Raw genomic sequence first — 25,078 nt, forward strand, 5'->3', positions numbered from 1 at the left:
AGCTACGTGCGGGGCGCCGCAAAGCGCAACGGCGAGCGAGCCCCGCGGCGCCGCAGACAACTACGTACGCGGCGCCGCAAAGCGCGCAACGGCGAGAAACCACCGCGGCGGGACGGCCAAGTACGTGGGAAGGAGCTCAGCCGCGGCGAACCGTGAGGGTTGTCCAAGCCCCCACGTGTACCCGGTCGCCCTCGTGGAGCGGCACCGGTACGTACGGCTGGATCGGGTCCTCGGCGAGGTTGATCGTGGTGCCGTTGGTGGAGTTCTGGTCCACCACCGCCCAGCTGCCGTCCTGCTGCTGCACCAGCAGCGCGTGCTGGTGCGAGACGCCCGGGTCCTCCGGCGGGCTGCCCAGGTCGATGTCCGGGGACTCGCCGGTGCTGTTGCGGCGGCGGCCCACCGCGAGCTGGCCGTTGGCGAGCGGCAGCACCTGCTCCGGGGAGTAGGAGGGCAGGTTGAGCCCCGCCGCCTCCGGGCCGCTGCGGCCCATCATCGCCATGAAGTACTCGCGGTCCGGGGCGATCGCCACCACCCAGCCGTCACCGAGGACCGGCGGCGGGCCCTGCGGCGGCGCGGCGGGACCCTGGGCGGGACCGCCGTTCCACTGCTGGTCCGGCCCGGGCCCCTGCTGCGGCGGCAGCTGCTGCTCGAACGGGGGCGGCGGCTGCTGGTCGTACGGACCGGGCTGCTGGTCGTACGGGCCGGGCTGCTGCGGCGGGAACGGCGCGGGCGGCTGCTGCTCGAACGGTGCCTGCGGGCCGGGGCCCGGAGGTGCGGGCGCCATCGGCGGCGGGCCCTGGGCGGCGGGCGGGGTCAGCGGCCAGTCGTCGACCTGCTGCGGCGGGGGCGGGCCGGGCTGGCCGGCCGGGCCGGGGCCGGGCATGCCGGGCGGCGGGCCGGGCTGGCCGGGGAAGCCACCGGGGCCGGGCTGGCCGGGACCGGGCGGCATGCCGTGCGGCTGCTGGGGCTGCGGCGGCGGGAAGCCGTAACCGCCCTGACCGTCCTGGCCGCCGGGGCCGGGCATCGGCTGACCGGGGCCGGGGCCACCGGGACCCGGGCCGGGGCCGCCGGGGCCGGGTGCGGGTGGCGGGAAGCCGTAGCCGCCCTGGCCGCCCTGAGTGCCGGGGCCGGGCATGCCGGGCGGCGGGCCGGGCTGCTGGCCCATGGGCTGGCCGGGCGGGGCGTAGGACATCGGGGAGTTGGTGAGGAAGTTGTAGCGGCACTCGGCGCAGAACGGTGCCACCCCGTCCCGCGGCGTACCGCACTGCGGGCACGGCTCGCCCGGTGCGCCAGGACCGGACTGGTCGGGTCCGGGGCCGGGCATCGGCTGGCCGAGGCCGGGACCGCCGGGGCCCGGGCCGGGGCCGCCGGGACCGGGTGCGGGCGGCGGGAAGCCGTAACCACCCTGGCCACCATGGGTGCCGGGGCCACCGGGGCCACCGGGGCCGGGTGCGGGGGGCGGCGGGAAGCCGTAGCCGCCGGGGGCCCCCTGCGGGTCAGGGATGCCCGGGCCGGGGCCGGGGCCGGGGGCGCCGGGCGGCGGGCCCGGCTGGCCCTGCGGCGGACCGGGCTGGCCGGTCGGCTGGCCGGTCGGCTGGCCGGGCGGTGGTGTGTTCAGGAAGCCGGCAGGCAGGGAGGGCGGCGGGGGGACAGCACCCGGCATCCGCTGGCCGCACACCTCGCACCAGTCTTCGGCCACCGACTGGTGGCCGTTCGGGCAGGTCGGCATGTCGGTTCTTCCCCCTCCGTACCGTTTCGTGTTGCTGGTACTGCTCGGTACTGATCGTGGTTCTCTGTCGCTTATTCCTCGCGCGAACGGTGCGCGCGGCGCGTGCGGCGGGAGTCGTCCCGCCTGCCCCGGCACCCTTCGCCTTCGTCGCACAGTACCGGGCGCCGCATTGCCGACGCCCACCACCTTCGCAAGGAGTTTCGCACTCTCCTCCTTCCGTGCGACGCCGGACGGCCGGTCAACACCGCCCGAAGTCCCCGTTCCGCGGCCGGAATCGGGCCGAACCTCCGATAAGCCGTCATCCCTCCCCTGATGACCGGCTTGTGGTGGTTCAGCCCGTCCGGCCGGGGGCCGGCGCCGGGAACGGCACCACCGCCACGGTGACGTTGTCGTGCCCGCCGCCGGCGAGCGCGTGGGAGACCAGCGCCCGGGCCGCCGGCAGCGGCCGGGCCGGCGCGTCGTACGGCAGCACCGCGGCCATCTGCTCCGCGGTGTCGGCGTAGTTCCACAGCCCGTCCGTGCACACCACCACGACGCCCGGGCCGTCCGGCTTGAACGACGCGGTGTGCGGCTCGACCTCGTAGGCGTCGGCGCCCAGCCAGCCGGTGATGGCATGCGCCCGCTGGTCGGCGTTGGCCTCTTCCTCGGACATCAGGTTGTTGGCGACCATCTGCGCGGCCCAGGAGTCGTCCTCGGTGAGCCGGACGGGCGGCGCCGTACGGTCGTTGGGGATCCAGTACGCGCGGCTGTCGCCGACCCAGCCGACGGTCAGCAGCTCCCCGCCGACCAGCACGCCGACGAAGGTGCAGGCCGGGGCGTTCTGCTGGCGGTGCTCGTCGTGCACGACCGAGGGGTCGGCGGCGAGTGCGTCCACCGCCGCTGAGGCGGTCAGGACGGCCTCGTGCATCGCCTGCTGGGGGTGGGTGCCGCGCGGCAGCGCCGCGGCCAGCGCCTCGCCGGCCGCCTCGGACGCCGCCCGGGAGGCGTCGTCCGGGCGGGTCGCCGAGGAGACGCCGTCACAGACCACGGCCACCACGGCGGGCGCGCCGTCCGGCAGCGCGGCGGCCCGCAGTGCGAAGAAGTCCTCGTTGCGGTGGTGGCGGTGGCCCCGGTCGCTGACCGCCGCGATGCCCGCCAGTTCCCGCTCCATGTGGTCCCGTTCCGGTCCCGTGGCGACGGGCTCCGGGGCGGCCTCCGGGGCGGGCGGGGCGACGGGCGGTGCCGGCGCCGGCGGGGGATCGAAGGGCGACCCGCCCGACGGCGGGTCGAACGGCGACCGTTCCGACGGGGGATCGAGGGGCGGCTCCTGCGGGGCGGCGGCGCCGGGCCCGTCGGCGTTCGCCCCGGCCGCGGCGTCGGCGACCGCTTCGTACCCGGCGACCCGCGGATCGGCCGGGGGACCGGCCGGCGGACCTGCGTCCGCACCCGGCAGACGGGTTCCGGGGGCGGGAGGCGGCGGCCCGGCCGGGGAGCCGCCGGCGGGCGGCACGGGCGGCACGGGCGGCACGGGCGGCACGGGCGGCACCGGAGGCGCGGGCGGCGCCAGTTCGTACGCCGACGGCTCCGAAGTCTCCGACGACTCCGGCGACGCCGAAGGCTCCGGCACATCCGGCGACCCCGGAGTCTCCGACGGCTTCAAAGACGCCTGTGTCGCCTGTGTCGTCGATGTCGCCTGTGTCGCCGGCGCCCCGGACGCCGCCGGCAGGGCGGCGCCGCACCGTCCGCAGAACCTGTCCGCCGCCTCGTACGGCTCGTTGCAGCCCGCACACCGGAACGGCCCAGTCACACCCATGTCACACCCATGTCCTGGGGCGGAAGCGGTTGGCCCGTTCCACCAGTTCGATCCTTCTCTCACCACGTTCCGCCAGCCGCGCCAGCAGGCGGTACGACCGTTCCAGGCCGAACCGCAGCCCGCGCTCGTCCAGCGGGCTGCCGAGCAGCACCGGCGGTCCGGCACCGGCCGCCGTACCGTCCGGTCGGGCACCGTGGCTCCCGGAGAGTACCCAGTCCAGGGCCGCGCCGAGTACCTCCGTGGCGAGTTGTTCCCGCCGTCCGGCGTCCAGGCCGAAGTCCGCGAGCGCCTCGACCTGTTGGGCGGCCGCCCGCAGGTCCGGCAACAGCGGATCGTCCGGCGGGCGCTGCCGCAGCCGCGCGCGGACCGCCGCGATGCGCGCCGCGGTGTAGTGGATGGACGAGGCGGGGACGGACTCCATGGCCTCGACCGCGCCCGCCCGGTCGCCCGCCGCCAGCCGCACCCGCGCCAGCCCGAACGCCGCACTGACGTAACTGCGGTCGGTCGCCCACACCAGGCGGTAGTACTCCACCGCGTTGTCCCACTGCTCCAGCAGTTCGGCGCACAGGCCCAGCGCCAGCTTGGGTGCCGGCTCGCCCGGGAACGCGTCGTAGACCGCGTCGAAGGCCAGCGCCGCGGTCTCCCGGTCGCCGGTCGCCAGGGCCAGCAGGCCGCGGTGCCACACCACGCGCCAGTCGGCGCCCCGGTCACCCGGCCCGTCACCGGATGCGTCGGCGGACCGTACGGCGGTGTCCCACGGTCCGGCGGGCGGGTCCGCCACCTCGTCCAGTACGGCCCGCGCGGCCGCGCCGTCGCCGTTCTCCAGATGGGTGCGCAGCTCCCGCAGCCGTATCTCCAGGGAGGCGACGGGCGCGGCGCGCAGCGCGGCCAGAAGTTCGGCCGGGGCGGCGGCCGGCAGGCCGGCCAGCAGCCCCGCCCCGGGGTCGTCCGGGTCCACCCGCGGCACCGGCAGCGCGAGCGCCGCACCGGCCACCTCCAGCGGCCGCAGCACCGGTCCGCCCGCCGCCGCCTCCGCGGCCCGGCCCGGGGTCGTGCCGCGGGCCCCCAGCAGCGAACTGTCGCCCTCCTGCGGTGCCAGCAGCTCGGTGTCCGCCGCCCGCAGCTCCGGGCCGAACAGCTGCGACAGCGCCGGCCGCGGCTCGCCCGACCGGACCGCCACCACCTCCCGCAGCACGCCCGTCAGCTGCTCGGCCATCTCCTGGGCCGAGCCGAACCGGCGGTCGCGGTCCGGGTCCGTGGCGCGCACCAGCAGCCGGTAGAACGACTCGTAGGTGCGGAAGACCTCGATGTGGTCCGGATCGGGCAGCGAATCGGCGAAGACGTTGGTGTAGCCCTGGAAGTCGAAGGTGAGGACGGCGAGGGTGCGGGCGACGGTGTACAGGTCGGAGGCGACCGACGGGCCCAGCGCGGCCATCTCCGGTGCCTGGTAGCCGATCGTCCCGTAGATCGGGCTTTCGTGGTCGTCCATCCGGCGCACCGCGCCCATGTCGATCAGCTTGAGCTGGTCGTGCTGCTGGATGGCGTTGTCGACCTTGAAGTCGCAGTACAGGTAGCCGCGGCTGTGCAGATGGCCGAGCGCCTCCAGCGCCTCGATGCCGTACGCGCAGGCCTGTGCGACCGGCAGCGGATCGCGCCTCCCCTCGGGCGTCCGCCGGTCGTTGGCGATGTCCTTGAGCGACTTCCCGCCGACGTACTCCATGACGATGTAGCCGTCGAGGCTGCCCGTGTCCCGGTCGAGGTGCTGCACGAAGTTGTAGATCCGCACGATGTTGGCGTGCTCGATCTCCGCCAGGAACCGCCGCTCGGACATCGCGACCGCCAGCGCCTCCTCGTCGCCGGTGTCCAGCAGCCCCTTGAGCACCACCCAGCGGTCCGACACCGCCCGGTCGATCGCCAGATAGATCCAGCCCAGCCCGCCGTGCGCCAGACAGCCCACGACCTCGTACTGGCCGTGCACCCGCTCCCCGGGCCGCAACTTGGGGACGAAGCTGTACGGATGGCCGCACTTGCCGCAGAAGCCCTCCGAGCGGCCCGGCCGGCCCTCGCGCGAACGGCCCACCGGCGCACCGCAGTCCGCCCGGCTGCAGAACCGCTTGCGCTCGGGCACCTCCGGATGCGCCAGCACCGCCGCCCGCGGATCGGGCCGCGGCACCTGCTCCACCGTCACCAGGCCCGCGCCCAGCCGTCCCCGCGCCGACCCGGACGACGCCCCGCCGCCGGACCCGCGCACCGACACCGCCGCCACCCCGCGCGCCGCCCCGCCGGACCCCTCGCGCGGCAGCCGCCCGGACACCGAACGCCGCGACACCGGCCGCCGGGACCCGGGGACCCGCCCGGACGCCCCCGCACCGGCACCCGGCCCGGGGGAGGGGACGGTCAGCAGCGCCCCGGCCGCCTCCCGTTCCGTCGGGCCGGCCAGGTACGCCCGGCCGGTGATGCCCGTCGGCGGCGCCGCCAGCAGTCCGTCCGGCGACACCACCGGCGGCAGCCCGCACACGTCGCAGTACCGCTCACCGCCGCCGACGTCCTCGTAGCCGCCCGCGCAGTCCCGCCGCTGGCAGCGCTCACCGGCCCGCTCCGTCACGAATCCCCCCTGCCCTCCGGCACCTGCGGGGCCAGCACCTCCGCCGCCGCCTGCTGATAGCGCCACACCGCCTGCTCCGCCGCCCGCAGATCGCACGGCGCGCTCCACAGCATCCGCCGCGCGAGGTCGTACCGCTCCACCAGCAGCGGATCCTCCGCCAGGCCGTGCCGCGCCACCCGCGCCCGGCACGCGTCCAGCCGGCCGCGCAGCTCCGCCCGCACGGCCAGCGGCGCGGTCACCGCCGTCAACGACTCGCGGGCCCGCTGCAGTTCGTCCTCCGCCCGCTCCTCCAGGCTGTCCAGCAGCGGCGACAGCCGGTGCCACTGCGCCCGCCGGCGGTACTCCGCGGCCGCCGCCAGCTGCTCGTGCAGCGCCGTCGACGGGCCGCTGACCGCCGGCACCTCCGACGCGGCGATCTTCGCCAGCACCTCGCCGCGCGCCTGCCGCGCCTCGGTCAGCGTCCGGTCCGCCCGCGACAGCACGTCCCGCAGCTGCATCAGCCGCTGCTCGGCGTCCTGCCGGACGTCCAGCACCGCCGCCACCTCCCGCCGGATGTCCTCCAGCGCCCGCGCCGCACGGTCGTAGCGCGCGGTGTCCGGCCGGCCGCCGCCCGGCGCCGAACTCCCCGTCGACGACGACACCCAGAACGCCAGCGGATCGGCGATCACCTGCGCCCGCAGCCGCGCCAGCTCGCCCGTGATCCGCTCCAGGTCGTCGCCGGCCGGATGCTCACCGGGCCGCACGCCCACCGAATGCGCCAGCGACCGGGTCCGCTGCAACTCGGCCGACAGCAGGTCTATCCGGGCCGGCAGCGCCGACCACACCGCGTCGGCCGCCACGATCACGTCCAGGGAGCGCGCGTACAGCCCGTTCATCCGCGCCACGAGCTCCTCCAGGCAGTACCGCTCACCCGGCCCGCTCACCCCCGGCACCGTCACCCCCGCGCCGTGCAGCAGCTCCGTCAGCGCGGCCAGGTCCTCCGGGGACGGCCAGCGCCGCCGCGCCCGCAGCTCACGCGCCGCCGCCAACGCCCCCGTATACGCGTCGAACAGCGCCCACAGCACCGTGATGGACCGCTCCGTGGCGGCCCAGCGCTCCTTCGTGGTGCCCGACAGATCCGCGCCCTCCAGCAGCCGGCGCCCGGCATGGTCCTGCAGCGCCAGCAGTGAGGTCTCGATCGCCTCGTACTCGGCGCCGAGCCGCGCCAGGGCGCGGTCCACCTCCTCCAGGCCCAGCACCGGGGCGTCGGAACTCCCCGCGGCACCGGGGACAGGTCCAGGGACCCCCATCGATCACCTCTCCAATACGCGTACGCTGCACGGCGATTGCTGCGACCGAGTCCGCACGGCTGCTGCGGTCCGGCTCCCTCCGCCTCCTGTTCTGTCCGCTTTCCATAGTGACGGCATCGGGCACTTCGTGGGGCGATCGACCGGGTGACACCGCTCCCGGGGGCCTCTTGACTTTCGCCGGGCCGTTGTTGACGTTCCGGGGCGCCTGGGAGACCCCGGGCTGCTGTTGACGCCACGGGCCGGCTTTGCCGCCCCGTAGTGGTGCGCAGAGTCAGTCGCTGTACTCCGGCGACGGCGGCCCCGATATGTCCGGCAGATCGGCCTTCAGCCACTTGCGGTACGCCCGCATCCACGGACCGTCGGGCGCCCCGCCGGCCCGGTAGTCGTCCAGGACCTTGTTGACCCGGCGCACCAGATCCGTGTCGGCCTCGTTCATCGCCACCCCGTACGGCTCGTCCGTGAACGGCCGGCCCTTCAGCTCCACCGCCGGATCCTGCGCCGCCTGCGCCGCGGCCAGTGCGTTGTCGGTGACCACCGCGTCCGCCTGGCCCAACTGGAGCCGCACCAGGCAGTCGAGCTGGTTCGGCACCGTCAGCACCTTCGCGCCGTGCGGCCGCGCCGCCAGCTCCGCCTCACCCGTCGAACCGGCCGCCGTACACACCCGCTTGCCGCGCAGCGAATCGTCGAACGCCTTCACGGCCGACGCCTTCGGCGCCAGCACCTGCTGCCCGCCCTGGAAGTACGACGTCGAGAACGCCACCAGCTTCTTGCGCGCGCAGTTGATCGTCATCGTCCGCACCACCATGTCGACCCGGCGCTTCTGCAGCGCCGGAATCCGCTGGTCGGTCGGTACCGCCTTGAACACCACCTTCGGGTCCGGGCCCAGTATGTCCGTGGCGATCGCCCGCGCCAGATCGATGTCGAAGCCCGCCAGCTTGCCGGTCGCCGGATCGCGGTAGCCCCACCGGTAGGTGTTCTGGTCGACCCCGACGACCAGCTGGCCCCGCTCCTTGATCCGCGCCACCGCCGGCCCGTCGTCCGACGACGGCCGCAGGCTCTCCGCGGCGTTCCGCGGCGTGCACCCCGCCGCGGGGGACGTGGTCGACGCCGTCCCCGGCCCGTACGCCGGGTGCGTCACCACGGGCGTCGCGGCCCGGCCCGCACCGCCGCCCACGGCACTGGCCCCGCCGGCCAGCGTCGGCACCAGCACCGCCGCCGCGGCCGCCATCACCCCCATGCCCGCCGCGACCGGCGCCAGGACGGCCCGCAGATTGCCCAGCACCCGCCGGCGCACGCTCATGCCCCCCTCACCACGCCTTCTCCCCACGACCCCGCCACTCACCGGCACTTCACCACCCGCCGGCACTTCACTGTCCACCGGTCCTTCGCCGCCCACCGGTACTCCGCCCACCGGCCCTCTGCCGCCGGCCGGTCGTTCGCCGCTCACCGGTACTGTGCCGCCAACCGGCCGTTCGTCCCTCACCGGTACTGTGCCGCCTGCCGGCCGTTCGCCGCCCACCGGCCCCCTGCCACCGGCCGGCCGTTCCCCGCTCATCGGTACTCCGCCAGCCTGCGCCCGATCCCCAGCACCGCGCCCAGCGCCCCCACCAGCGTCAACGCCCCCGCGCCCACCGGCAGTCCGCCCAGCGCCCCCCGCCCGGCGTCCGCCGCCGTACGGAACTCCGCCTGCTCGTGCACCAGCGCCCGGGAAAGCCCCGCCGCCACCCGGTCGAAGGACTCGCCCGTCGAACCCGCCCCGCCGACCACCTTCGCCAGCGCCCGCTCGTAATCCCCCTTCTCGTCCGCCGCCCGCGCCTCGGCATGCCGCACCTGCCACTGGCGTACGGACCCCAGCGCGGCGCGCACCGGCGCCCGCCCCGCCTCGTCGTCCGCCAGCGCCAGCGCCGCCCCCAACCGGCTCCGGGCCGCCGCCGGACCCCGCTCACCCGCCCCCGCGAGATCCGTCATCCCGGTGCGGAAGCCGGACTCGTAGAAGTCCTGCTGATCATCCGTGAGCACCGCACCGCGCGCCACCAGCGTCAGATTCTCGTCGCCGCGCGCCTGCAACGCATCGATCCGCGCCTCATTGAGCACCCGCAACGACCGGGCGCCGTGCTCGTACGACTCCGTCAGCCCCGCGCGCGCCACCGCATGCCCCACCACCAGCCACAACAACACCGCCACGGAAGCGGCCGTGGCGGCCAGCAGCCCGCGGTTGAACACGCGGTTCGTCCGCCGGTAATGCCGCCGCTGCGCCCACCCCAGCGCGGCCACCGCCAGCACCCCCGCGACCAGCGCCGCCCACGGCCAGGCCTTGGCATCGGCGTAGTCCGCCGCCAGCCGGTCGGATTCCGCCTCGTACAACGCCCGGGCGGCGGGAAGGAGTTCCGTCCGCATCCGCTCGTTCGCATACCGCAGATACGCCCCGCCCAGCGGCAGCCCCTGCCGGTTGTTCGCCCGCGCCGTCTCCACCAGCCCCGTGTACTGCGGCAACTGGCGATTGAGCCGGGCGATCTGCTCACCCGCGCCGTCCGGACTCCGGGCACTCTGCGCCGCCTTCGTGAGCAGCTCCGCCGCGGTGGCGATGTCCTTGCCGTACCGCTGCCGGGTCGCCGCATCGCCCTTCCCGCCGGCCAGGAACCCGCCGGCGGCCGTGGTGTCGGCGTCCGCCAGCGACCGGTAGATGCTCGCGGCGTCCGCCGTCAGCGGCTGGCTGCGCTCCACCACGTCGTCCGCGGCCGCCGCCCGGTCCGCGACCTGCCACGCCGCGGCCGCCCCGAAGACCAGCACCAGCAGCGCCAGCACCGCCCCGATCACCCGCAGCCGCCCCGGCTCGGTCGTCGCCGCGGCGCGCAGCTCGTCCAGCCCCTCGGCCCAGGCCGGACGGCGCGCCGGAGCGGGCGGCGCCACGCTGCTGGTCGGCACGGACGACACAGATCCTCCCCCTGGGTCGCTGACACGCCACCGGTCCGCCCGTACGCGGCGCCCGAACGCGCTCACGACAAGGACCGGTGCATGGGCAGCAGTATGTCCGCCGCCACCGACACGCACACCGCGATTGGCTCGATCTTGCCCCGAACGCCCTCGCCACCGGCGCACAGCGGTCCCACGAGCCGGTGGCACAGGGGGACCGGCGCACGACCCAGGCCCGCCGCCACCGCACTAAAGTGACGGCCGGAGCCCGCGGTGCCGGCGGGAGCCCGCGCAGCCGCGTGACCGGTACGGATGCCGCACCGTTCCGTCGCCCCCGCCGCCCACCCGGGCCGACGGCCCACCATCCGGGCCGATGGCCACCACCCGGGCCGATGGCCCCCTACCGACGTCAATGGCCCACCACCCGGGGCGATCGCCCGCGATCGTCCGCCACCGCACCGGGCCGACCGCCCACCACCCGAAGGGAAGTGATCTCATGCAGCCCGTCCGCAAGGGCAGGGTGTCGCTCGTGGAGACCGCGACCGACGAGATCCGCTCCCAGATCGTGAACGGCACCTGGCCGGTGGGCACCCGCATCCCGCCCGAGAACGCCCTCTCCGAATCCCTCGGTGTCAGCCGCGCCTCGGTACGCGAGGCCGTCCGCTCGCTGGTCCACTCCGGCCTCCTCGAACCCCGGCAGGGCGACGGCACCTTCGTGATCTCCGACGACGACAGCGCGGTCGCCCTCCGCCGGCGCCTCGAACGCGCCGAGCTCAGCCACGTCACCCAGGTCCGCCAGGGCCTCGACGTGGTCGCCGCCCGCCAGGCCGCCAAGCACCGCACGGACGCCCAACTTACCGGCATCGAGGCCGCACTGGGCCGCCGGAACGCCGCGCTCGCCGCCCAGGACGCCGAGACCTTCACCGCGGCCGACGCGGAGTTCCACGTCCTGGTCGCGGAGGCCAGCGACAACCCGGTGCTCGCCGACATCTACCGCTCCCTCAGCGCCGCCCTGCGCGAAGAACTCCGCCGCGCCGCCTGCCTGGACACCGCCACCGCGGCCCCCACCGACCCGCACTCCCGGCTCACCGACGCCATCCGCGCCCAGGACCCCCAGGCCGCCGTAGACGCCGCCGTCCTCCTCCTCGCCGGCCACGTACGCGACCTGGCCCTTCCCCTCGACGACTGACACTCGACGCCTGGCACTCACGCCTGGCACTCACGCCTGAGCCCTCCTCGGCACCTGAGCGCTCCTCGACCACTGGGCCCTCCTCGACCACTGGGCCCTCCTCGACGACTGTCGGTCGACGACCGAACCCTTCTCGACGACTGTCCGGTCGACGCCTGAGCCCCCTCTCGACGGTCGGGTCGTCACCCCCAAGGGGGCGCGTACGTCCCACCCCCACGCCCTTCCCTCGCCCCGCGCGCCGCTACCGCCCCCACCCTCCTTCAACTACTCTCAGTGACGAACGCAAGAGCAGTCGCGCGCGGAATCAGCCGACCTGACCACCGTGCCCCAAGATCGGGAGCTCATCATGAACCGCATCCGCACACTCCTCGCCCCACTCGCCACCCGCCTCCACGCCGACCCGCCGCCTCCCCTAACCGGCCCCCTCGCCAGCGGACTTCTGACCATCGGCGCCACGACGTACATCGACCCGCACGGCACCTACCCCCTCGACCACCGCTCGGACGGCACCCCGACCGTCGTCATCAACAACACCACCCACCCCATCACCATCCTCACGGAGAGCAACCACTCACACCCCGCCACCGCACCCCCGAACGACCTGCCACCGCCCCTCGTCCTGGCCCCAGGCGAACGCACGGAGACCCGCCGGGGGGACGGGGTGCGGGTGGGCTGAGCGGAGATCCCATACGCCGCGCCCCTACGTCGCGCCCCTACGCCGCGTTCATGCACCACGCTCGTACGTCGCCCGCAGGCGGGCGTAAGCGTCCGGGTGGGAGGTTGTCCGGTCCAGGGTGGCGAGGGCGGCGCCCAGGACGGGTGGGGTGGTGAGGACGTGGGGGACGGCCTTGGGGGCGCGTTCGGACAGGAGGTGGGTGAGGCGGTCGTGGAGGAGGGGGTGGCGGGCGGCCAGGACACTGCCGCCGAGGACGACGGGGGTGGGGTCGGCGAGGAGGTCCAGGCGGTGCAGGGCGACGGTGGCCATGGCGGCGATCTCCTCGGCCTGGCGGGCGACGAGGGTGCGGGCGATCGGGTCGCCGTCGGCCGCCACGGTGAACAGCAGCGGGGTGAGTTCGTGGCGGCGGTGCGGGGGGATGCGGCCCAGGTGGAGGGCCTCGATCAGCTCGGCCATGGTGGGCAGGCCGAAGTGGGCGGGCAGGGCGTGGGCGAGTTCGGTGCGGGCGCCGCGACCGTCCTCGGCGCGGGCCGCCGACCACAGTGCCTCGTCGGCGAGGTGGGCACCGCCGCCCCAGTCGCCGGAGATCCGCCCGACGGAGGGGAAGCGGGCGGTGGCCCCGCCGCGGCCCAGGCCCGCGCAGTTGATGCCGGCCCCGCACACCACCGCCACCCCCACCGGCTCCCCGTCGTCCGGCAGTCCGGCCCGCAGCAGCGCGAAGGTGTCGTTGCGGACGGACACCGTACGGGCCCAGCCGCGGGCGGTGATCTCCGCGGCCAGTGCCTCCTCCTCCGCCGGGAAGTCGGCGTTGGCGAGGAAGGCGGAGAGGTGGTCGACGGGTGGGGACAGTTCCGCTTCTGCGAGGGCGGCCGTCACCAGGGGCGCGAGGGTGTCGACGGCGCGGGCGGTGCCGACCACCGGTGGCTGGAAACCGCCGCCGCGCGCCGAGCCGAGCAGGTGGCCGGCGGTGGACACCAGCGCCACGTCGGTCTTGCTGTTGCCCGCGTCGATGGCGAGCGCCGTACCGGTCAGGCCCACGTGAGGTGCTCCCGGTTGTGCGCGATCAGAAGGTCGGTGAGCCGGTCGGCGCGGTCGATCTGGCCGATGAGGGGATGGGCGAGCAGCGCGGCGAAGACCCGGTCGCGGCCGCCGTGCAGCGCGGCGTCCAGGGCCAGCTGCTCGTAGGCGGTGACATGGGCGATCAGACCGGCGTAGAGGGGCTCCAGCGGGCGTACCGGGAGGGGGGTGGCGCCGGTCGCGTCCACGGTGGCGGGGACCTCGATGACCGCGTCATCGGGGAGGAAGGGCAGCGTGCCGTTGTTGAGCGCGTTGACGACCTGGGTGTCGCCGGCGTCCGCCAGCAGGGACGAGGTCAGCGCCACCGCCGCCTCGGAGTAGTAGGCGCCGCCGCGCCGGGACAGCAGTTCCGGCTTCTCGTCGAGCGTGGGGTCGGCGTAGTGGGCGAGCAGCTGCTGCTCGATGGCGGCGACCTCGGCGGCCCGGGACGGTTTGCCGCGCAACTCCTCGACGACGGCGTCGTGTTGGTAGTAGTAGCGCAGATAGTAGGAGGGGACGGTGCCGAGGCGGTCCAGGACGTTTCGGGGGAGGCGCAGATCGGCGGCGAGGGCGTCGGCGTGCTCGGTGAGGAGCTTGGGGAGGACGTCCTCGCCGGCGACGCGGACCGACCGCTCCCAGGTGAGGTGGTTGAGCCCGACGTGCTCCAGGACGACCTGGTCGGGGGCGACGCCCAGCAGTGCGGCGAACTTCCGCTGGAAGCCGATCGCCACGTTGCACAGGCCGACCGCCTGGTGGCCGGCCTGCAGCAGTGCGCGGGTGACGATGCCGACCGGGTTGGTGAAGTCGACGATCCAGGCGTGCGGGTTGGTGCGGCGGATGCGTTCGGCGATGTCGAGGACGACGGGAACGGTCCGCAGCGCCTTGGCGAGGCCGCCGGCGCCGGTGGTCTCCTGGCCGACGCAGCCGCACTCCAGCGGCCAGGTCTCGTCCTGGTTGCGGGCGGCCTGCCCGCCGATGCGCAGCTGGAGCAGGACGGCGTCGGCGCCGTCGATACCGGCGTCCAGGTCGTCGGTCCAGGTGATCCGGCCCCGGTGGCCCTGTCTGGCGAAGATCCGCCGGGCCAGGCCGCCCACCCTTTCCAGCCGGTCCCGTGCCGGGTCGACGAGGACGAGTTCGTCCAGCGGCAGCGCGTCCCGCAGCCGGGCGAAGCCGTCGATGAGTTCGGGGGTGTAGGTCGAGCCGCCGCCGACCACTGCGAGCTTCATATCCGTTCTCAGCCCTTTACTCCGGTGAGGGTGACGCCTTCGACGAAGGCCTTCTGCGCGAAGAAGAAAACGAGGATCACGGGTGCCATGACCAGCAGCGTCGCGGCCATGGTGAGGTTCCAGTTGACGCTGTGGGCGCTCTTGAAGGACTCCAGTCCGTAGGAGAGCGTCCAGGCGGCGGGGTTCTGCGCGGCGTAGATCTGCGGGCCGAAGTAGTCGTTCCAGCAGAAGAAGAACTGGAAGAGGGCGATGGCGGCGATGCCCGGTCTGGCCATCGGTACGACGATCCTCAGCAGGGTGCGCAGTTCCCCGCAGCCGTCGACCTTCGCCGATTCCAGGTATTCCTGCGGGACGGTCAGCAGGAACTGCCGTAGCAGGAAGATGGAGTAGGCGTCACCGAACGCCATCGGGATGATCAGCGGCCACAGCGAGCCGGCCAGGTGGAACTGCTGGGCCCACACCAGGTACATCGGGATCACGACGACCTGTGGCGGCAGCATCATGGTGGCGAGGACGAGGACGAGCGCGGTGCGGCGGCCGCGGAAGCGGAACTTGGCGAGCGCGTAGGCGACGGGCACGGCCGAGCAGACCGTGAAGAGGGTGCCCAGGCCCGCGTACATGAGGGAGTTCTTCCACCAGTCCAGGAATCCGGGGGTCCTGAAGACCGTCAGGTAGTTGGACCAGTGCCAGCGATCCGGCCACAGCTCGCCGCTCATGGCCTGGCCGTCGCTCATCACGGACGTCAGGAACACGAAGACGAAGGGGAGTACGAAGAAGAGGGCGGCGGCGACGGCGACGGTGTGCACCGCGATCCAGTGCAGCAGCCGGGTGCGGCGGGCGCGGGTGCGGGCGGTGCCGTCGGCGGTGTGGCCGGTCCGGACCGGGGCGGTGCGGGAGCTGAGGGTGGTGGTCATCGGTCAGTCCTCCGCCGGGAGCAGGCCGGCGCGCTTGCGCATCAGCAGGGTGGTGACGGCCATGGCGAGGACGAACAGCACGAGGGAGAGCACGCACGCCGCGCCGGTGTTGAAGTTCTGGAAGCCGAGGGAGTAGACGAGCTGCGGGACGGTGAGGGTGGCGTGGTCGGGGTAGCCGGGCTGGATGACGGTGCCGGGCCCGATGGAGACACCGGAGGCGAGCTTTCCGGCCACCAGCGCCTGGGTGTAGTACTGCATGGTCTGGACGACGCCGGTGACCACCGCGAACAGCACGATCGGGGTGATCGACGGCCAGGTGACGTACCGGAACTTCCCCCAGGCGCCCGCGCCGTCCAGTTCGGCGGCCTCGTACTGCTCCTTCGGCACGTCCAGCAGCGCCGCCATGAAGATCACCATCAGGTCGCCGATGCCCCACAGCGACAGCATCACCAGCGAGGGTTTGGCCCAGTCGGGATCGTTGAACCAGGACGGTGCGGGAATGCCGAGCGTGCCGAGGATCTCGTTGACGGGCCCGGTGCCGGGATTGAGGAGGAAGACGAAGGCGACGGTGGCGGCCACCGGCGGCGCCAGATACGGCAGGTAGAAGGCGGTGCGGAAGAATCCGGCGCCGGTTTTGATTTTGGTGACGAGCAGGCCGATGCCCAGGCCGAACACCACCCGCAGGGCGACCATCACGACGACCAGCCACAGCGTGTTCCACAGGGCCGGGCCGAGCAGCGGCATCTGTGTGAGGACGTATTTCCAGTTCCGCAGGCCTACGAATTCGGGCGGTTCGATCTGGTTGTAGTGCATGACGGAGAAATAGCCGGTGGCGAGCAGCGGATAGCCGAAGAACACCGAGAATCCGACCAGCCACGGGGAGAGGAAGCCGAGGATGCGCAGCCGTTCGCGGGCGCGTCTGCGCCGGAGGGCGGGCGCCGGTGCGGGGGCGGTGGTCGTGGGTGCCATGGCGGTTCTCCGTCGGTTCACCGGCCGTCGTTCCCGGCCGTCATTGCGCGGACCGGAGGGTGCCGGCCGTCAGTTCTCGGACTGGAGGGTGTCGGCGTCGATCTGGGCGTCGAGTGCGCGCAGGCCCTTGCCGAGATCGGGGACCTTTCCGGCCTCGACGTCGTAACTGAAGTCCTGCAGGGCGGTGACGTACTGCCCGCCGTTGGTGGACGGTGGAAGGGCGACGCTGTGCGGGTTCTGCGCGATGCGGAGGAAGGTGCGGAACGTCGGGTCGGCGTCCAGCTCCGGGGATGTCAGGGCGGCTTTCGTGGACGGTACGTTGTGGATGGCGTTGGCGAACCGGACCACCTGATCGGTGTTCGTGGTCAGGAATTTCACCAGTTCCCAGGCCGCGTTCTGGTGGGTGCTGCTGTGGGCGATACCGACCACGGTGCCGGTCAGATATCCCTTGCCGTAGGTGTCGGCCTGGTTGTCGGGCACCGGCATCGGCGCGGTGTCCCAGCCGAACGGGACCTTGGCCTGCCGCAGCATCAGTCCGCGCCATTCCCCGTCCATGTGCATGGCCACCTTCTGCGTGTGGAAGGCGTTCTGCGAGGACATCTCGTCGCCGAAGGTGGTGCGGAATTTCTCCAGCGGCCCGTAGCCGCCCTGGGCCTCGATGAGGTCCCGCTGGAAGGTGAGGAACTGCCGGGTGGCCGGTTCCTTCGCCAGCCGGGACTTCCCGTGGGCGTCGAAATAGCGGGGTTCCCACTGGGCGAACAGCCGGTCCGGACTGTTCTGGTAGAGGCGGAAGTTGGGCATGATTCCCACCCGCCGGTAGGAGCCGTCCTTGGTGCGCCGGGTGAGTGCGACGGCGTCCCGTTTCAGTTCGGACATGGTCCGCGGGGGCCGGGTGAGGCCCGCTTCCTTGAAGGCGTCCTTGTTGTAGTAGAGCCCGAAGGAATCGGCGAGCAGCGGCAGCGCGCACTGCTCTCCCCGGTAACTCGTGTAATCCAGCAGGGTTTTCGGGAAGACCTTCTCCTTCACCACTCCGGTTTTCTGCAGGAACGGGTCGAGGTCCGCCCACATTCCCGACGAGCAGTACTGCCCGACGTTGTTGGTGGTGAAGGAGGAGACCACGTCCGGTGCGTCGTCCCCGCCGGCCCGCAGGGCCTGGTTCATCGTTTCGTCGGTGACGTTCGGGACGACCTTCACCGTGATGTTGCGGTGCTGCTTCTCGAACCGGGCGACCGAATCGTTGATGGCCTTCATTTCGCCGGGTGTCGACCAGCCGTGCCAGAAGGTGAGGGTGACCGGCTCGGTCGGGTCGTCGTGGTCACTGCCGACGCTCGGGTGGGCGCAGCCGGAAAGGAGCAGCCCGGCACCGGCCAGCGCCACGGAAAGCCGGTTGCGCAGACGGGAAAGCGGCATGGCGGACTTCCTTTACGGCGAGAAGGACTTCCTCTACGGCGGAGACTTCCTGGCGAATGGCCCGGCCGGGCGGGTCAGCCCGTCGTGTCGAACACCGCATCGCGGGCCTGTGCGAGTGCCGTGCGCAGCGCGCCGATGAGAATCGGATTGCCGTCGATGTCGCTGAGCCGCAATTCCGGGCGGGGCAGCGCGAGTCCGTCGAATTCGTTCTCGACCAGGGCGCGCAGCGCCTCCCCGCCGGCCTGCGGGACCTCCCCGGAGAGCACCACCAGCCGCGGGTCGACCACCGCCACCACGGCCGCCAGACCGGTGGCCAGCCGCCGCGCGACCTCCTGCCGTACGTCGTCCCGGGCCAGCGCCCCGGCGACGGTGCGGACGTCGGGCGCCCCGTACGCATGGGCCAGTTCGATGACGCTGGGGGAGCCGACCAGCCGCTGGAAGCCGCCGCCGGCGTCCGGCCGTGCGGCGCTGCGGTCGCCGCCCCGGGACAGCGGCGCGCCCGGCAGCGGCATGTAGCCGATCTCGCCCGCGCCTCCGGTGGCCCCCCGCAGCAGCCGGCCGCCGAGCACGATGGCGGCACCCACGCCCTCGTCGGCCCACACCAGCACGAAGTCGTCGAAGTCCTGGGCCACGCCGTCGTGTTGCTCGGCGACCGCGGCCAGGTTCACATCGTTCTCGATGGTGATCGGGGTGCCCAGCACCTCGGCGAGCTCTTCCTTCAGTGCGCGCGAGTGCCAGTCCGGCAGGTGCGGGGCGTAGCGCAGCCGGCCGGTCTGCGGGTCCAGGGCGCCGGGCGTACCGATCACCGTCCCGTGCAGCTGCTCGCGGCACAGTCCGGCCTTGGCCAGCGCCCCGTCGACGGCCTTGGCGACGAGCCGTGCCGTGCGGTTGGGTACGTCGGCCTCTATGGCCTCGGTGCCGACCCGCTCCTCGCCGAGCACCTGCCCGGTGATGTCGGCGACCGCGGCGGTGATCCCCAGCTGGTCCACGGCCAGCGCGGCGACCTGCGCGGCCGCCGGATCGACCTCGTACAGCTGGGCGCTGGGCCCTGGCCGGCCGGTCACATTGCCGGTCGTGCGCACCAGGCCGGCCGCCTCCAGCCGGGCCAGCAGCTGGGAGGCGGTGGGCTTCGACAGCCCGGTCAGCTCGCCGATCTGCGTACGGGTCAGCGGGCCCTGCGCCACCAGCAGGTCGAGCGCCGCCCGGTCGTTCATGGCGCGCAACACCCGGGGCGTTCCGGGTGTTCCCTGCGTCTGCTGCCCACCGGCCAAGACCGTCACCCCGTTCACCGGTGGCCGGCCCGGCCACCACATCTGTTAGGAAACCTTCCAATCGATGAACAGGAAGGTAGGCGGCGCACCGGGCGGCGTCAATGGGTGCGGCAGGGTGAGTTGGCCGAACGCAGCCGGCGCACAGGTCGTGACCCGGAGGGCGCGCGGGCAGCGGACGGCGCACGCGGAACGGGGCCGGCGTACACGGAAGGGAGGGGCGCACCGCGCAACGGCGGCACGACCCTCCCTTCCTCTACGGCGAGTGGCGGCCTACTACACCGACTTCGGCGCCGCCGTCAGCGGCTCCACGGCCTGGGCCTGCGGCGACGTGGGGTTGTTGAGCGCCGAGGGGGCGGCGATGGTGGCGGCGGCGTCGGCGGCGGGGAGCTCTTCCTCCTCGTCGGGGGCCGGGCGCGGGGCGAGGTGGACGCCGGCGGCGTCCAGGGCCCGCTTGATGCGCCAGCGCAGTTCGCGCTCCACGCCCGCGGCCTTGCCCGGCATGGTCTTGGCGGCGACCGAGAGGGTGACCGTGTCGAGGTGCACCTCGCTGAGGCCGAGCACCTCCACCGGCTCCCACAGCTGCTCGTTCCACGGCTCGGACTTCGACATCTCCGCACCGGCCGCGGTGATCGTGTCGCGGGCCCGCTGGAGGTCCTGGTCGGCAGCGAGGACGACGTCCACGGCGGCGGTGGACCAGCCCTGGCTGAGGTTGCCGATCCGCTTCACCTCGCCGTTGCGGATGTACCAGATCGCGCCGTTCGGGCCGCGCAGCTTGGTGACCCGCAGGCCGACCTCGATGACCGTACCGGTGGCCACCCCCGCGTCGATCTCGTCGCCGACGCCGTACTGGTCCTCCAGGATCATGAAGACGCCGGAGAGGAAGTCCGTGACGAGGTTGCGGGCGCCGAAACCGATCGCGACGCCCGCCACGCCCGCGCTCGCGAGCAGCGGCGCCAGGTTGATCTTCAGGACCGACAGGACCGTCAGCGCGGCCGTGCCCATGATCACGAAGGAGGCGACGCTGCGCAGCACCGAGCCGATCGCCTCGGACCGCTGCCGGCGGCGCTCGGCGTTGACCAGCAGCCCGCCCAGCGCGGTGCCCTGGGCGGCGGCCGCGGTGCGGTTCATCCGCTCGATGAGCTTGGTTATCGTGCGGCGTATCACATGCCGCAGCACGACCGCGATCACGATGATGAGCAGGATCTGCAGGCCGGACGTGAGCCACGTCCCCCAGTTCTCCTGCACCCAGCCGGCGGCGTTGGTGGCCTTCTCCGTGGCGTCGTCGAGCGAGGACGAGCCGGTGGAGCCGGCGGGGGCGGCGCGCAGGTGCGCGGCGGCAACCGTCGAAGCGGACCAGAACACAGTCGAACCTTCCGTATGGGACAGCAGACCCGGGCCGGTGTGGGTGCCGGCGACCGGGCTGGCCAACCACACTAACGGGGCAACCTGGGTGGCCCGCGCCCGTGTTCGACCGGTCACGTCCGCGGAAGGCCGTAATGAGCCGTATCCGGCGGGACCGGCGGGGGTGTGGTGGAAAACACCTCAGGGCCGTTACCCGGTCATGGTGGCGCTCCGACCAGGCACCGGGGGACACTGTGGAGAGATCGTCCCGGCGCGAGCCACGCGCCGCCGGCGTACAAGGAGGCACCCGTGCCGCATGTCCTGGTCCTCAACGCGTCGTACGAGCCGCTCGGCGTCGTACCGCTCCGCCGCGCGCTCATCCTCGTCCTCAATGAGAAGGCAGTCAGCCTCGAGGAGTCCGGCGCCCTGATGCACAGCGCGACCCGTGTTGTTCCGGCCCCCAGTGTGGTCCGCCTGAAGCGGTTCGTGCGGGTGCCCTTTCGTGGCCCCGTGCCACTGACCCGCCGGGCGCTCTTCGCGCGTGACGGCGGGCGATGTATGTACTGCGGTGGCGTCGCAACCAGCGTCGACCACGTCATCCCGCGCAGCCGCGGAGGTCAGCACACCTGGGAGAACGTCGTCGCCGCCTGCCGGCGCTGCAACCACGTCAAGGCGGACCGCCACGTCGCCGAGATCGGCTGGCGGCTGCGCCATCAGCCCGCCCCGCCGTCAGGACTGGCGTGGCGGATCATCGGCACGGGGCATCGTGATCCGCGCTGGCTGCCGTATTTGCAGCCGTACGGCGCGGACGACGCCTTGGCCCGGATCGATGCCGTGTCGGCATAGACCGGGCCTTTGTCGTGTCTGGGCGGGAGGAACCCGGTTCCGTCCGCCCGGACACGACGAGCAGCCGGCCGCGGGCCCCGGCAGTCACCCGCGGTCTTCGGTAGTTATGTGCGGTCTTCGGCCGTTATGTGCGGTCTTCGACCGCGTAAGCCTCCACCGACCACAGCGAGTACCCGAACCGGGTCGCCCGCTTGTCGCCCTGGATGCGGACGAAGCGGGCGTCCTTCGCGTCCATCCTGATCGACTCCCGGCCGCCCTTGCCGTCCCGTACGGTCGCGGCGGTACGCCAGCTGCGGCCGTCCGGTGAGACCTGGATGCGGTAGCGGGCGGCGTAGGCGTCCTGCCAGTGGAGGACGAGTCGGCCCAGGCGGGTCGGGTGGGCCAGCGCGAACTGCAGCCAGGCGCCGTCCTCGGCGGGGGAGGACCAGCGGGTACCGGGATTGCCGTCGGTGGCCGCGGACGCCGGGAAGTCGGGGGTCTCGTCGCCGGAGGACGTGGCGACCGTGCCGCGCGCCAGGTCCTTGCCGCCGGTGCGCGGATAGGCCCGTACGGTCAGGGTCTGCTCGGCGCCGTCGAACTCCACCGGGATCCGGTACGTGCCGGAGGGCGTGCCCTCGGGGACGTCGACGGTGAGCGGGACCGTAGTGGTGCCGCCGCGCGGCGCGGTGACCTCCTTGGGCGCGTGCACGGTGAAGCCCTTGGGGGCCTTGACCGTCAGCCTGCCGCGGACGTCGCCGGGGCGCCGGGAGAAGATCCGGGCGTCCACCCGGGCACTGCCGCCGGTCTGCGCGTCCGACTCCGTACGGGAGAGTTCCAGACCGGCCGCCGGGGTGTCCGCGAACCACGGGGTCAGGGCGTGCACGGACGGTGCCTCGGCGCCGTTCGCCCAGGTCAGCCGGACCCCGTCGGCCCGCAGCCGGGGGGTGGCGGCCTCCGTCCAGCCGGTCGCGGAGAGCCGGCCGAGGCGGCGCCAGCCCTCGCCGGGGACATGCGCCTCCAGGGAGACGGCGCCCGCGGACGGGCCGGGCTCGGTCAGTGCGGTGACCGCGGCCAGCGGGCGGACCCGGCCGAACGGCACGGTCAGCGCGGTCGGGTCGGCGCCCTCATTGGGGCGCGGGGTGTCGCGCCGCGCGCCGGTCCAGGCGTCGGCCTCGGTCATCGCCCGGTCCAGGAACGGGGCGAGCACCCCCTTGCCGACGGTCGCCGGACTGTGCGCGATCTCCTTGCGCAGCCGCTGCACCTCCCGCTGCGCCGACCAGGCGGCGTCCCCGTCGTCCCGGGCCTGCGCCAGCAGCGTGTCCACGGCCTGCTCGCCGGCCTGTCCGTAGCGGGCCAACTGCGCGGCCCACGGCCGGACTTCGGCGGCCAGGTCGGAACGGAGGTCGTCGGGTGCGGTGCTCATGGTGTGGAAGGCGGCCCGCAACGCCTTGGCCGCCTTGGCGTAGTCCGCGTCCTCGCCCGGCCGGCCGGAGTTGACCGCGGTCTCGCGGGTCTCCCAGAAGCGGTCGATCAGCGGCCGCAGATAGCCGGACTCGCTCGTGTTGAGCAGCGAGGACGCGGCGTTCCCGGCCAGGGCGCGCAGCGCCGCCCGGCCCCGCGGGGCGCCGCCCGCCAGGTCGTCGATGGCCGCGTCCCAGGATTCCGCCGGCTGGTAGGCGCGCGGGTTCCAGGCGTAGTCGGCGGCGGTGAACAGCGGGATGCGGGACGCCAGCGGCTGTTCCATCGCGTTGGCGAGCAGTGCCGCCGACCCGGTGGCCACGGCCGGTTCGCGGCCCCGGTACGGGCCGAGGAAGATCCGGTCCTGGGCGTAGTCGTTGACCGGGTAGTTGTCCATGGTCACCAGGGGGTGGCCGAACGCCTGGCGGGCGGTCACCAGCTCCCCGCCGGTGATGGTCCGCGGGACCACGCCGACGCCGGTCCAGGCCACCTCGACCCGGCCGCCGAGCGCCTCGGAGAGCGCGTCGCGGTACGCCGTCGAGCCGTTCTGGTAGTACTCCGTCGGCATCAGCGACAGCGGCGCGGCGTCCGGGTGCCGTTCGTGGAGGTGGTCGGCGAGCGCGTTCGCGACCTTGGCCTGGGCCCGGGCGGCGGCCCCCGGCCCGGTGCCGAAGGCGTCCTCGTCGGCGCCGCAGTGCCATTCGTCGTAGGCGACGTCCTGGAACTGGAGCTGGAAGGAACGCACGCCCAGCGCCCACATCGCGTCCACCTTGCGGCGCAGCGCCCGCAGGTCCTCCTGTGAGGAGAAGCACAGCGCCTGCCCGGGGGCGAGGGCCCAGCCGAGCGTGACGTGGTTGGCGCGGGCCCGCTCGGCCAGCGTCCGGAACGCGGCGCGCTCCTCCGCGGGGTACGGGTCGCGCCAGCGCGCCTGGCGGTAAGGGTCGTCGCCGGGCGCGTACAGGTAGCGGTTCTGCTTGGTGCGGCCCATGAAGTCCAGCTGGGCCAGGCGCTGCGCCTGGCTCCACGGCTGCCCGAAGAAGCCCTCCGTGGTGCCGCGCACGGCCGTGCCGGGCCAGTCCCGCACGACCACGGACGCCAGCTGCCGGTGGCCGGCCGGACCGTCCGTGACGAGCTGCCGGAGGGTCTGCGCGGCGTGGAAGAGGCCGTCCGGGGCGACGCCGTCCAGCGCCACCGTGTCGCGGCCGTCGACCTGGCCCACGGCGAGGCGGTAGCCGCCGGCGGGGAGGTCGCCGCGGGCCGGTGCGCGCAGGGCCCGCAGGGCGTCCTCGGCCTGGGCGCCGCCGATCCGGATCACCGGCCCGGCCGCGGGCAGCCGCTCGCCGGGCGCGACCTGGTGCACCGTGCGCACCCCGGCGTCCCGCAGCAGACCGCGCACCACGTCCAGTGCGTAGGGGTCGGTGTCGGGGGCGGCGACCATGACGGCCGCGTCGCCGAGCGGGACCGGGTCGCCGAGTTCGCGCAGCGACTGCGGCCGCGGCCAGACGGCGGGCAGCTGCCCCGCCCCGGCCGGCCGGTCCGGCTGGTCGGGGCTGCCGACGGCCGGGTCGGCCGGTGCCGCCTGGGCGCTGGGCACCCCGCCGAGCAGGCCCCCGATGACCGCGGCGGCCAGTGCGGTGGTCCCCGCCACCCGTGCCCGGGTGCCCGCGCCGCTCCCCCTGCCGTTCCTACCGATTTTTCCGACGCCCCACACGCCCCGGCCTCGCACGGCTGCTCCTCGTCCGCGTCCGCTGCTCGCCGGCTCGCGCCGGCCCCCCGTATGTCCCCTGAACAATCCGCTGGTCTCCCCGCCGAGGTCCGTTCGGACAGACCTTCGGCCGTGAGCCCACCATTGTGGCGGTGAGGGTGTCAACCGGGCGATGGCGGGGGCCCGGGACGGGCGGCTCCGCGCCGGTCACGGCGGCTGCCGCGGGACTGCTCCGCCGGGTCCGCGGGCCCGCAGAACTTCCTGCGCCGGGCCCGCTCGCACCGCGTTCTTCGCGCACCGCGGCGGCGTGCGCGGGGAAATCGCCTGCGTACGGCATACTGTGACCTGAGTCACGTTTCGTGGGAGATTGCGTCTGCGATCGTGCCGACTGGGTAGGGCCCACGTGTCCCACTACCGATGAACGGGAGGCCCTCGTGGCCGCATCCGCTCAGCTGCTCCTCGACGCCCTGTCCTCCAAACCGGGAGGTGCGACCGTGGAGCGCGATCTGTTCGCCGGGGTCTCCGACCCCGATTCCGGCCTGGACGGCTCCGGCTCCTACAGCTTCGCCGAGCCGCCCCTGACCAGCGAGCCGCCGCTCGCCGACGCCGCGCCCCTGACCAGCGAGGTCCCGATCGCCGCCGAGCTGCCGCTGACCAGCGAGCCGACAGCCGCCGGCCTGGGGACGGAGTCCATGGAGGTCTGACGACCC

The 25,078-nt window shown here is 73.9% G+C and carries 18 protein-coding genes; 4 read left to right on the forward strand and 14 right to left on the reverse strand.

The annotated features are described in order from the left end of the window. Positions 1–136 precede the first annotated feature (136 nt). The 6 genes from ACGF4C_RS29525 to ACGF4C_RS29550 all read right to left on the reverse strand — a co-directional run bounded on the left by ACGF4C_RS29525 (position 137) and on the right by ACGF4C_RS29550 (position 10,340). Positions 137–1,729: an FHA domain-containing protein gene (locus ACGF4C_RS29525; protein WP_393570154.1), complete on the reverse strand. Its 1,593-nt coding sequence runs from the start codon at positions 1,727–1,729 to the stop codon at positions 137–139. Between the two features lie 331 nt (positions 1,730–2,060). Then, a complete protein-coding gene (locus tag ACGF4C_RS29530; RefSeq protein WP_393570156.1) occupies positions 2,061–3,521 on the reverse strand; it encodes a PP2C family protein-serine/threonine phosphatase in 1,461 nt (486 codons plus the stop codon). Between the two features lies 1 nt (position 3,522). Then, positions 3,523–6,126: a tetratricopeptide repeat protein gene (locus ACGF4C_RS29535; protein WP_393570158.1), complete on the reverse strand. Its 2,604-nt coding sequence runs from the start codon at positions 6,124–6,126 to the stop codon at positions 3,523–3,525. Next, positions 6,123–7,415 carry a hypothetical protein gene (locus tag ACGF4C_RS29540; protein ID WP_393570160.1) on the reverse strand — a complete coding sequence of 431 codons (1,293 nt, stop codon included), beginning with the start codon at positions 7,413–7,415 and terminating at the stop codon, positions 6,123–6,125. Before ACGF4C_RS29540 ends, ACGF4C_RS29535 begins: the two co-directional genes overlap by 4 nt. Positions 7,416–7,686: 271 nt before the next feature. Then, positions 7,687–8,715 carry a glutamate ABC transporter substrate-binding protein gene (locus ACGF4C_RS29545; RefSeq protein WP_393570162.1) on the reverse strand — a complete coding sequence of 343 codons (1,029 nt, stop codon included), beginning with the start codon at positions 8,713–8,715 and terminating at the stop codon, positions 7,687–7,689. Positions 8,716–8,966: 251 nt separating this feature from the next. Then, entirely contained in the window at positions 8,967–10,340 is a 1,374-nt protein-coding gene (locus ACGF4C_RS29550; protein ID WP_393570164.1) for a hypothetical protein, read from the reverse strand. A gap of 484 nt (positions 10,341–10,824) precedes the next feature. On the opposite strand from ACGF4C_RS29550, the gene ACGF4C_RS29555 reads away from it, so the two are divergent. Next, a complete protein-coding gene (locus tag ACGF4C_RS29555) occupies positions 10,825–11,517 on the forward strand; it encodes a FadR/GntR family transcriptional regulator (protein ID WP_393570166.1) in 693 nt (230 codons plus the stop codon). Positions 11,518–11,863: 346 nt separating this feature from the next. Then, positions 11,864–12,193, forward strand: coding sequence for a hypothetical protein (locus ACGF4C_RS29560; protein ID WP_393570168.1), 330 nt, complete (start codon positions 11,864–11,866; stop codon positions 12,191–12,193). 48 nt (positions 12,194–12,241) lie between these two features. Here ACGF4C_RS29560 and ACGF4C_RS29565 read toward each other — a convergent pair whose 3' ends face one another. From ACGF4C_RS29565 to ACGF4C_RS29595, 7 genes are all read right to left on the reverse strand, one after another. Beyond that, on the reverse strand, positions 12,242–13,231 hold the full coding sequence (locus ACGF4C_RS29565) for an N-acetylglucosamine kinase (RefSeq protein WP_393570170.1): 990 nt from the start codon (positions 13,229–13,231) through the stop codon (positions 12,242–12,244). Next, positions 13,222–14,475 carry a 6-phospho-beta-glucosidase gene (locus tag ACGF4C_RS29570; RefSeq protein ID WP_393570172.1) on the reverse strand — a complete coding sequence of 418 codons (1,254 nt, stop codon included), beginning with the start codon at positions 14,473–14,475 and terminating at the stop codon, positions 13,222–13,224. The genes ACGF4C_RS29565 and ACGF4C_RS29570 overlap by 10 nt, the downstream gene beginning before the upstream one ends. An 8-nt stretch (positions 14,476–14,483) precedes the next feature. Further along, positions 14,484–15,389: a carbohydrate ABC transporter permease gene (locus tag ACGF4C_RS29575; protein ID WP_393570174.1), complete on the reverse strand. Its 906-nt coding sequence runs from the start codon at positions 15,387–15,389 to the stop codon at positions 14,484–14,486. A 3-nt stretch (positions 15,390–15,392) separates the two neighbouring features. After that, a complete protein-coding gene (locus ACGF4C_RS29580; RefSeq protein ID WP_362147147.1) occupies positions 15,393–16,358 on the reverse strand; it encodes a sugar ABC transporter permease in 966 nt (321 codons plus the stop codon). Between the two features lie 69 nt (positions 16,359–16,427). Continuing rightward, positions 16,428–17,768, reverse strand: a complete 1,341-nt coding sequence (locus ACGF4C_RS29585; RefSeq protein WP_393570177.1) for an ABC transporter substrate-binding protein — start codon at positions 17,766–17,768, stop codon at positions 16,428–16,430. Between the two features lie 74 nt (positions 17,769–17,842). Next, on the reverse strand, positions 17,843–18,982 hold the full coding sequence (locus tag ACGF4C_RS29590; protein WP_393570179.1) for an ROK family transcriptional regulator: 1,140 nt from the start codon (positions 18,980–18,982) through the stop codon (positions 17,843–17,845). Positions 18,983–19,312: 330 nt separating this feature from the next. Then, positions 19,313–20,401, reverse strand: a complete 1,089-nt coding sequence (locus ACGF4C_RS29595; protein WP_393570181.1) for a mechanosensitive ion channel family protein — start codon at positions 20,399–20,401, stop codon at positions 19,313–19,315. Positions 20,402–20,689: 288 nt separating this feature from the next. Between ACGF4C_RS29595 and ACGF4C_RS29600 the strand changes: the two genes are divergently transcribed. Beyond that, positions 20,690–21,226, forward strand: a complete 537-nt coding sequence (locus ACGF4C_RS29600) for an HNH endonuclease (protein ID WP_018538909.1) — start codon at positions 20,690–20,692, stop codon at positions 21,224–21,226. Positions 21,227–21,350: 124 nt separating this feature from the next. Here ACGF4C_RS29600 and ACGF4C_RS29605 read toward each other — a convergent pair whose 3' ends face one another. After that, positions 21,351–24,311 (reverse strand): beta-N-acetylglucosaminidase domain-containing protein, encoded by a 2,961-nt coding sequence (locus ACGF4C_RS29605; RefSeq protein WP_393570183.1) that lies wholly within the window; start codon positions 24,309–24,311, stop codon positions 21,351–21,353. Between the two features lie 491 nt (positions 24,312–24,802). Between ACGF4C_RS29605 and ACGF4C_RS29610 the strand changes: the two genes are divergently transcribed. Then, positions 24,803–25,072, forward strand: a complete 270-nt coding sequence (locus ACGF4C_RS29610; RefSeq protein ID WP_030415544.1) for a hypothetical protein — start codon at positions 24,803–24,805, stop codon at positions 25,070–25,072. Positions 25,073–25,078 lie beyond the last annotated feature (6 nt).

Source organism: Streptomyces sp. NPDC048197, assembly GCF_043202395.1.
Taxonomy (GTDB): Bacteria; Actinomycetota; Actinomycetes; order Streptomycetales; family Streptomycetaceae; genus Streptomyces; species Streptomyces siderophoricus.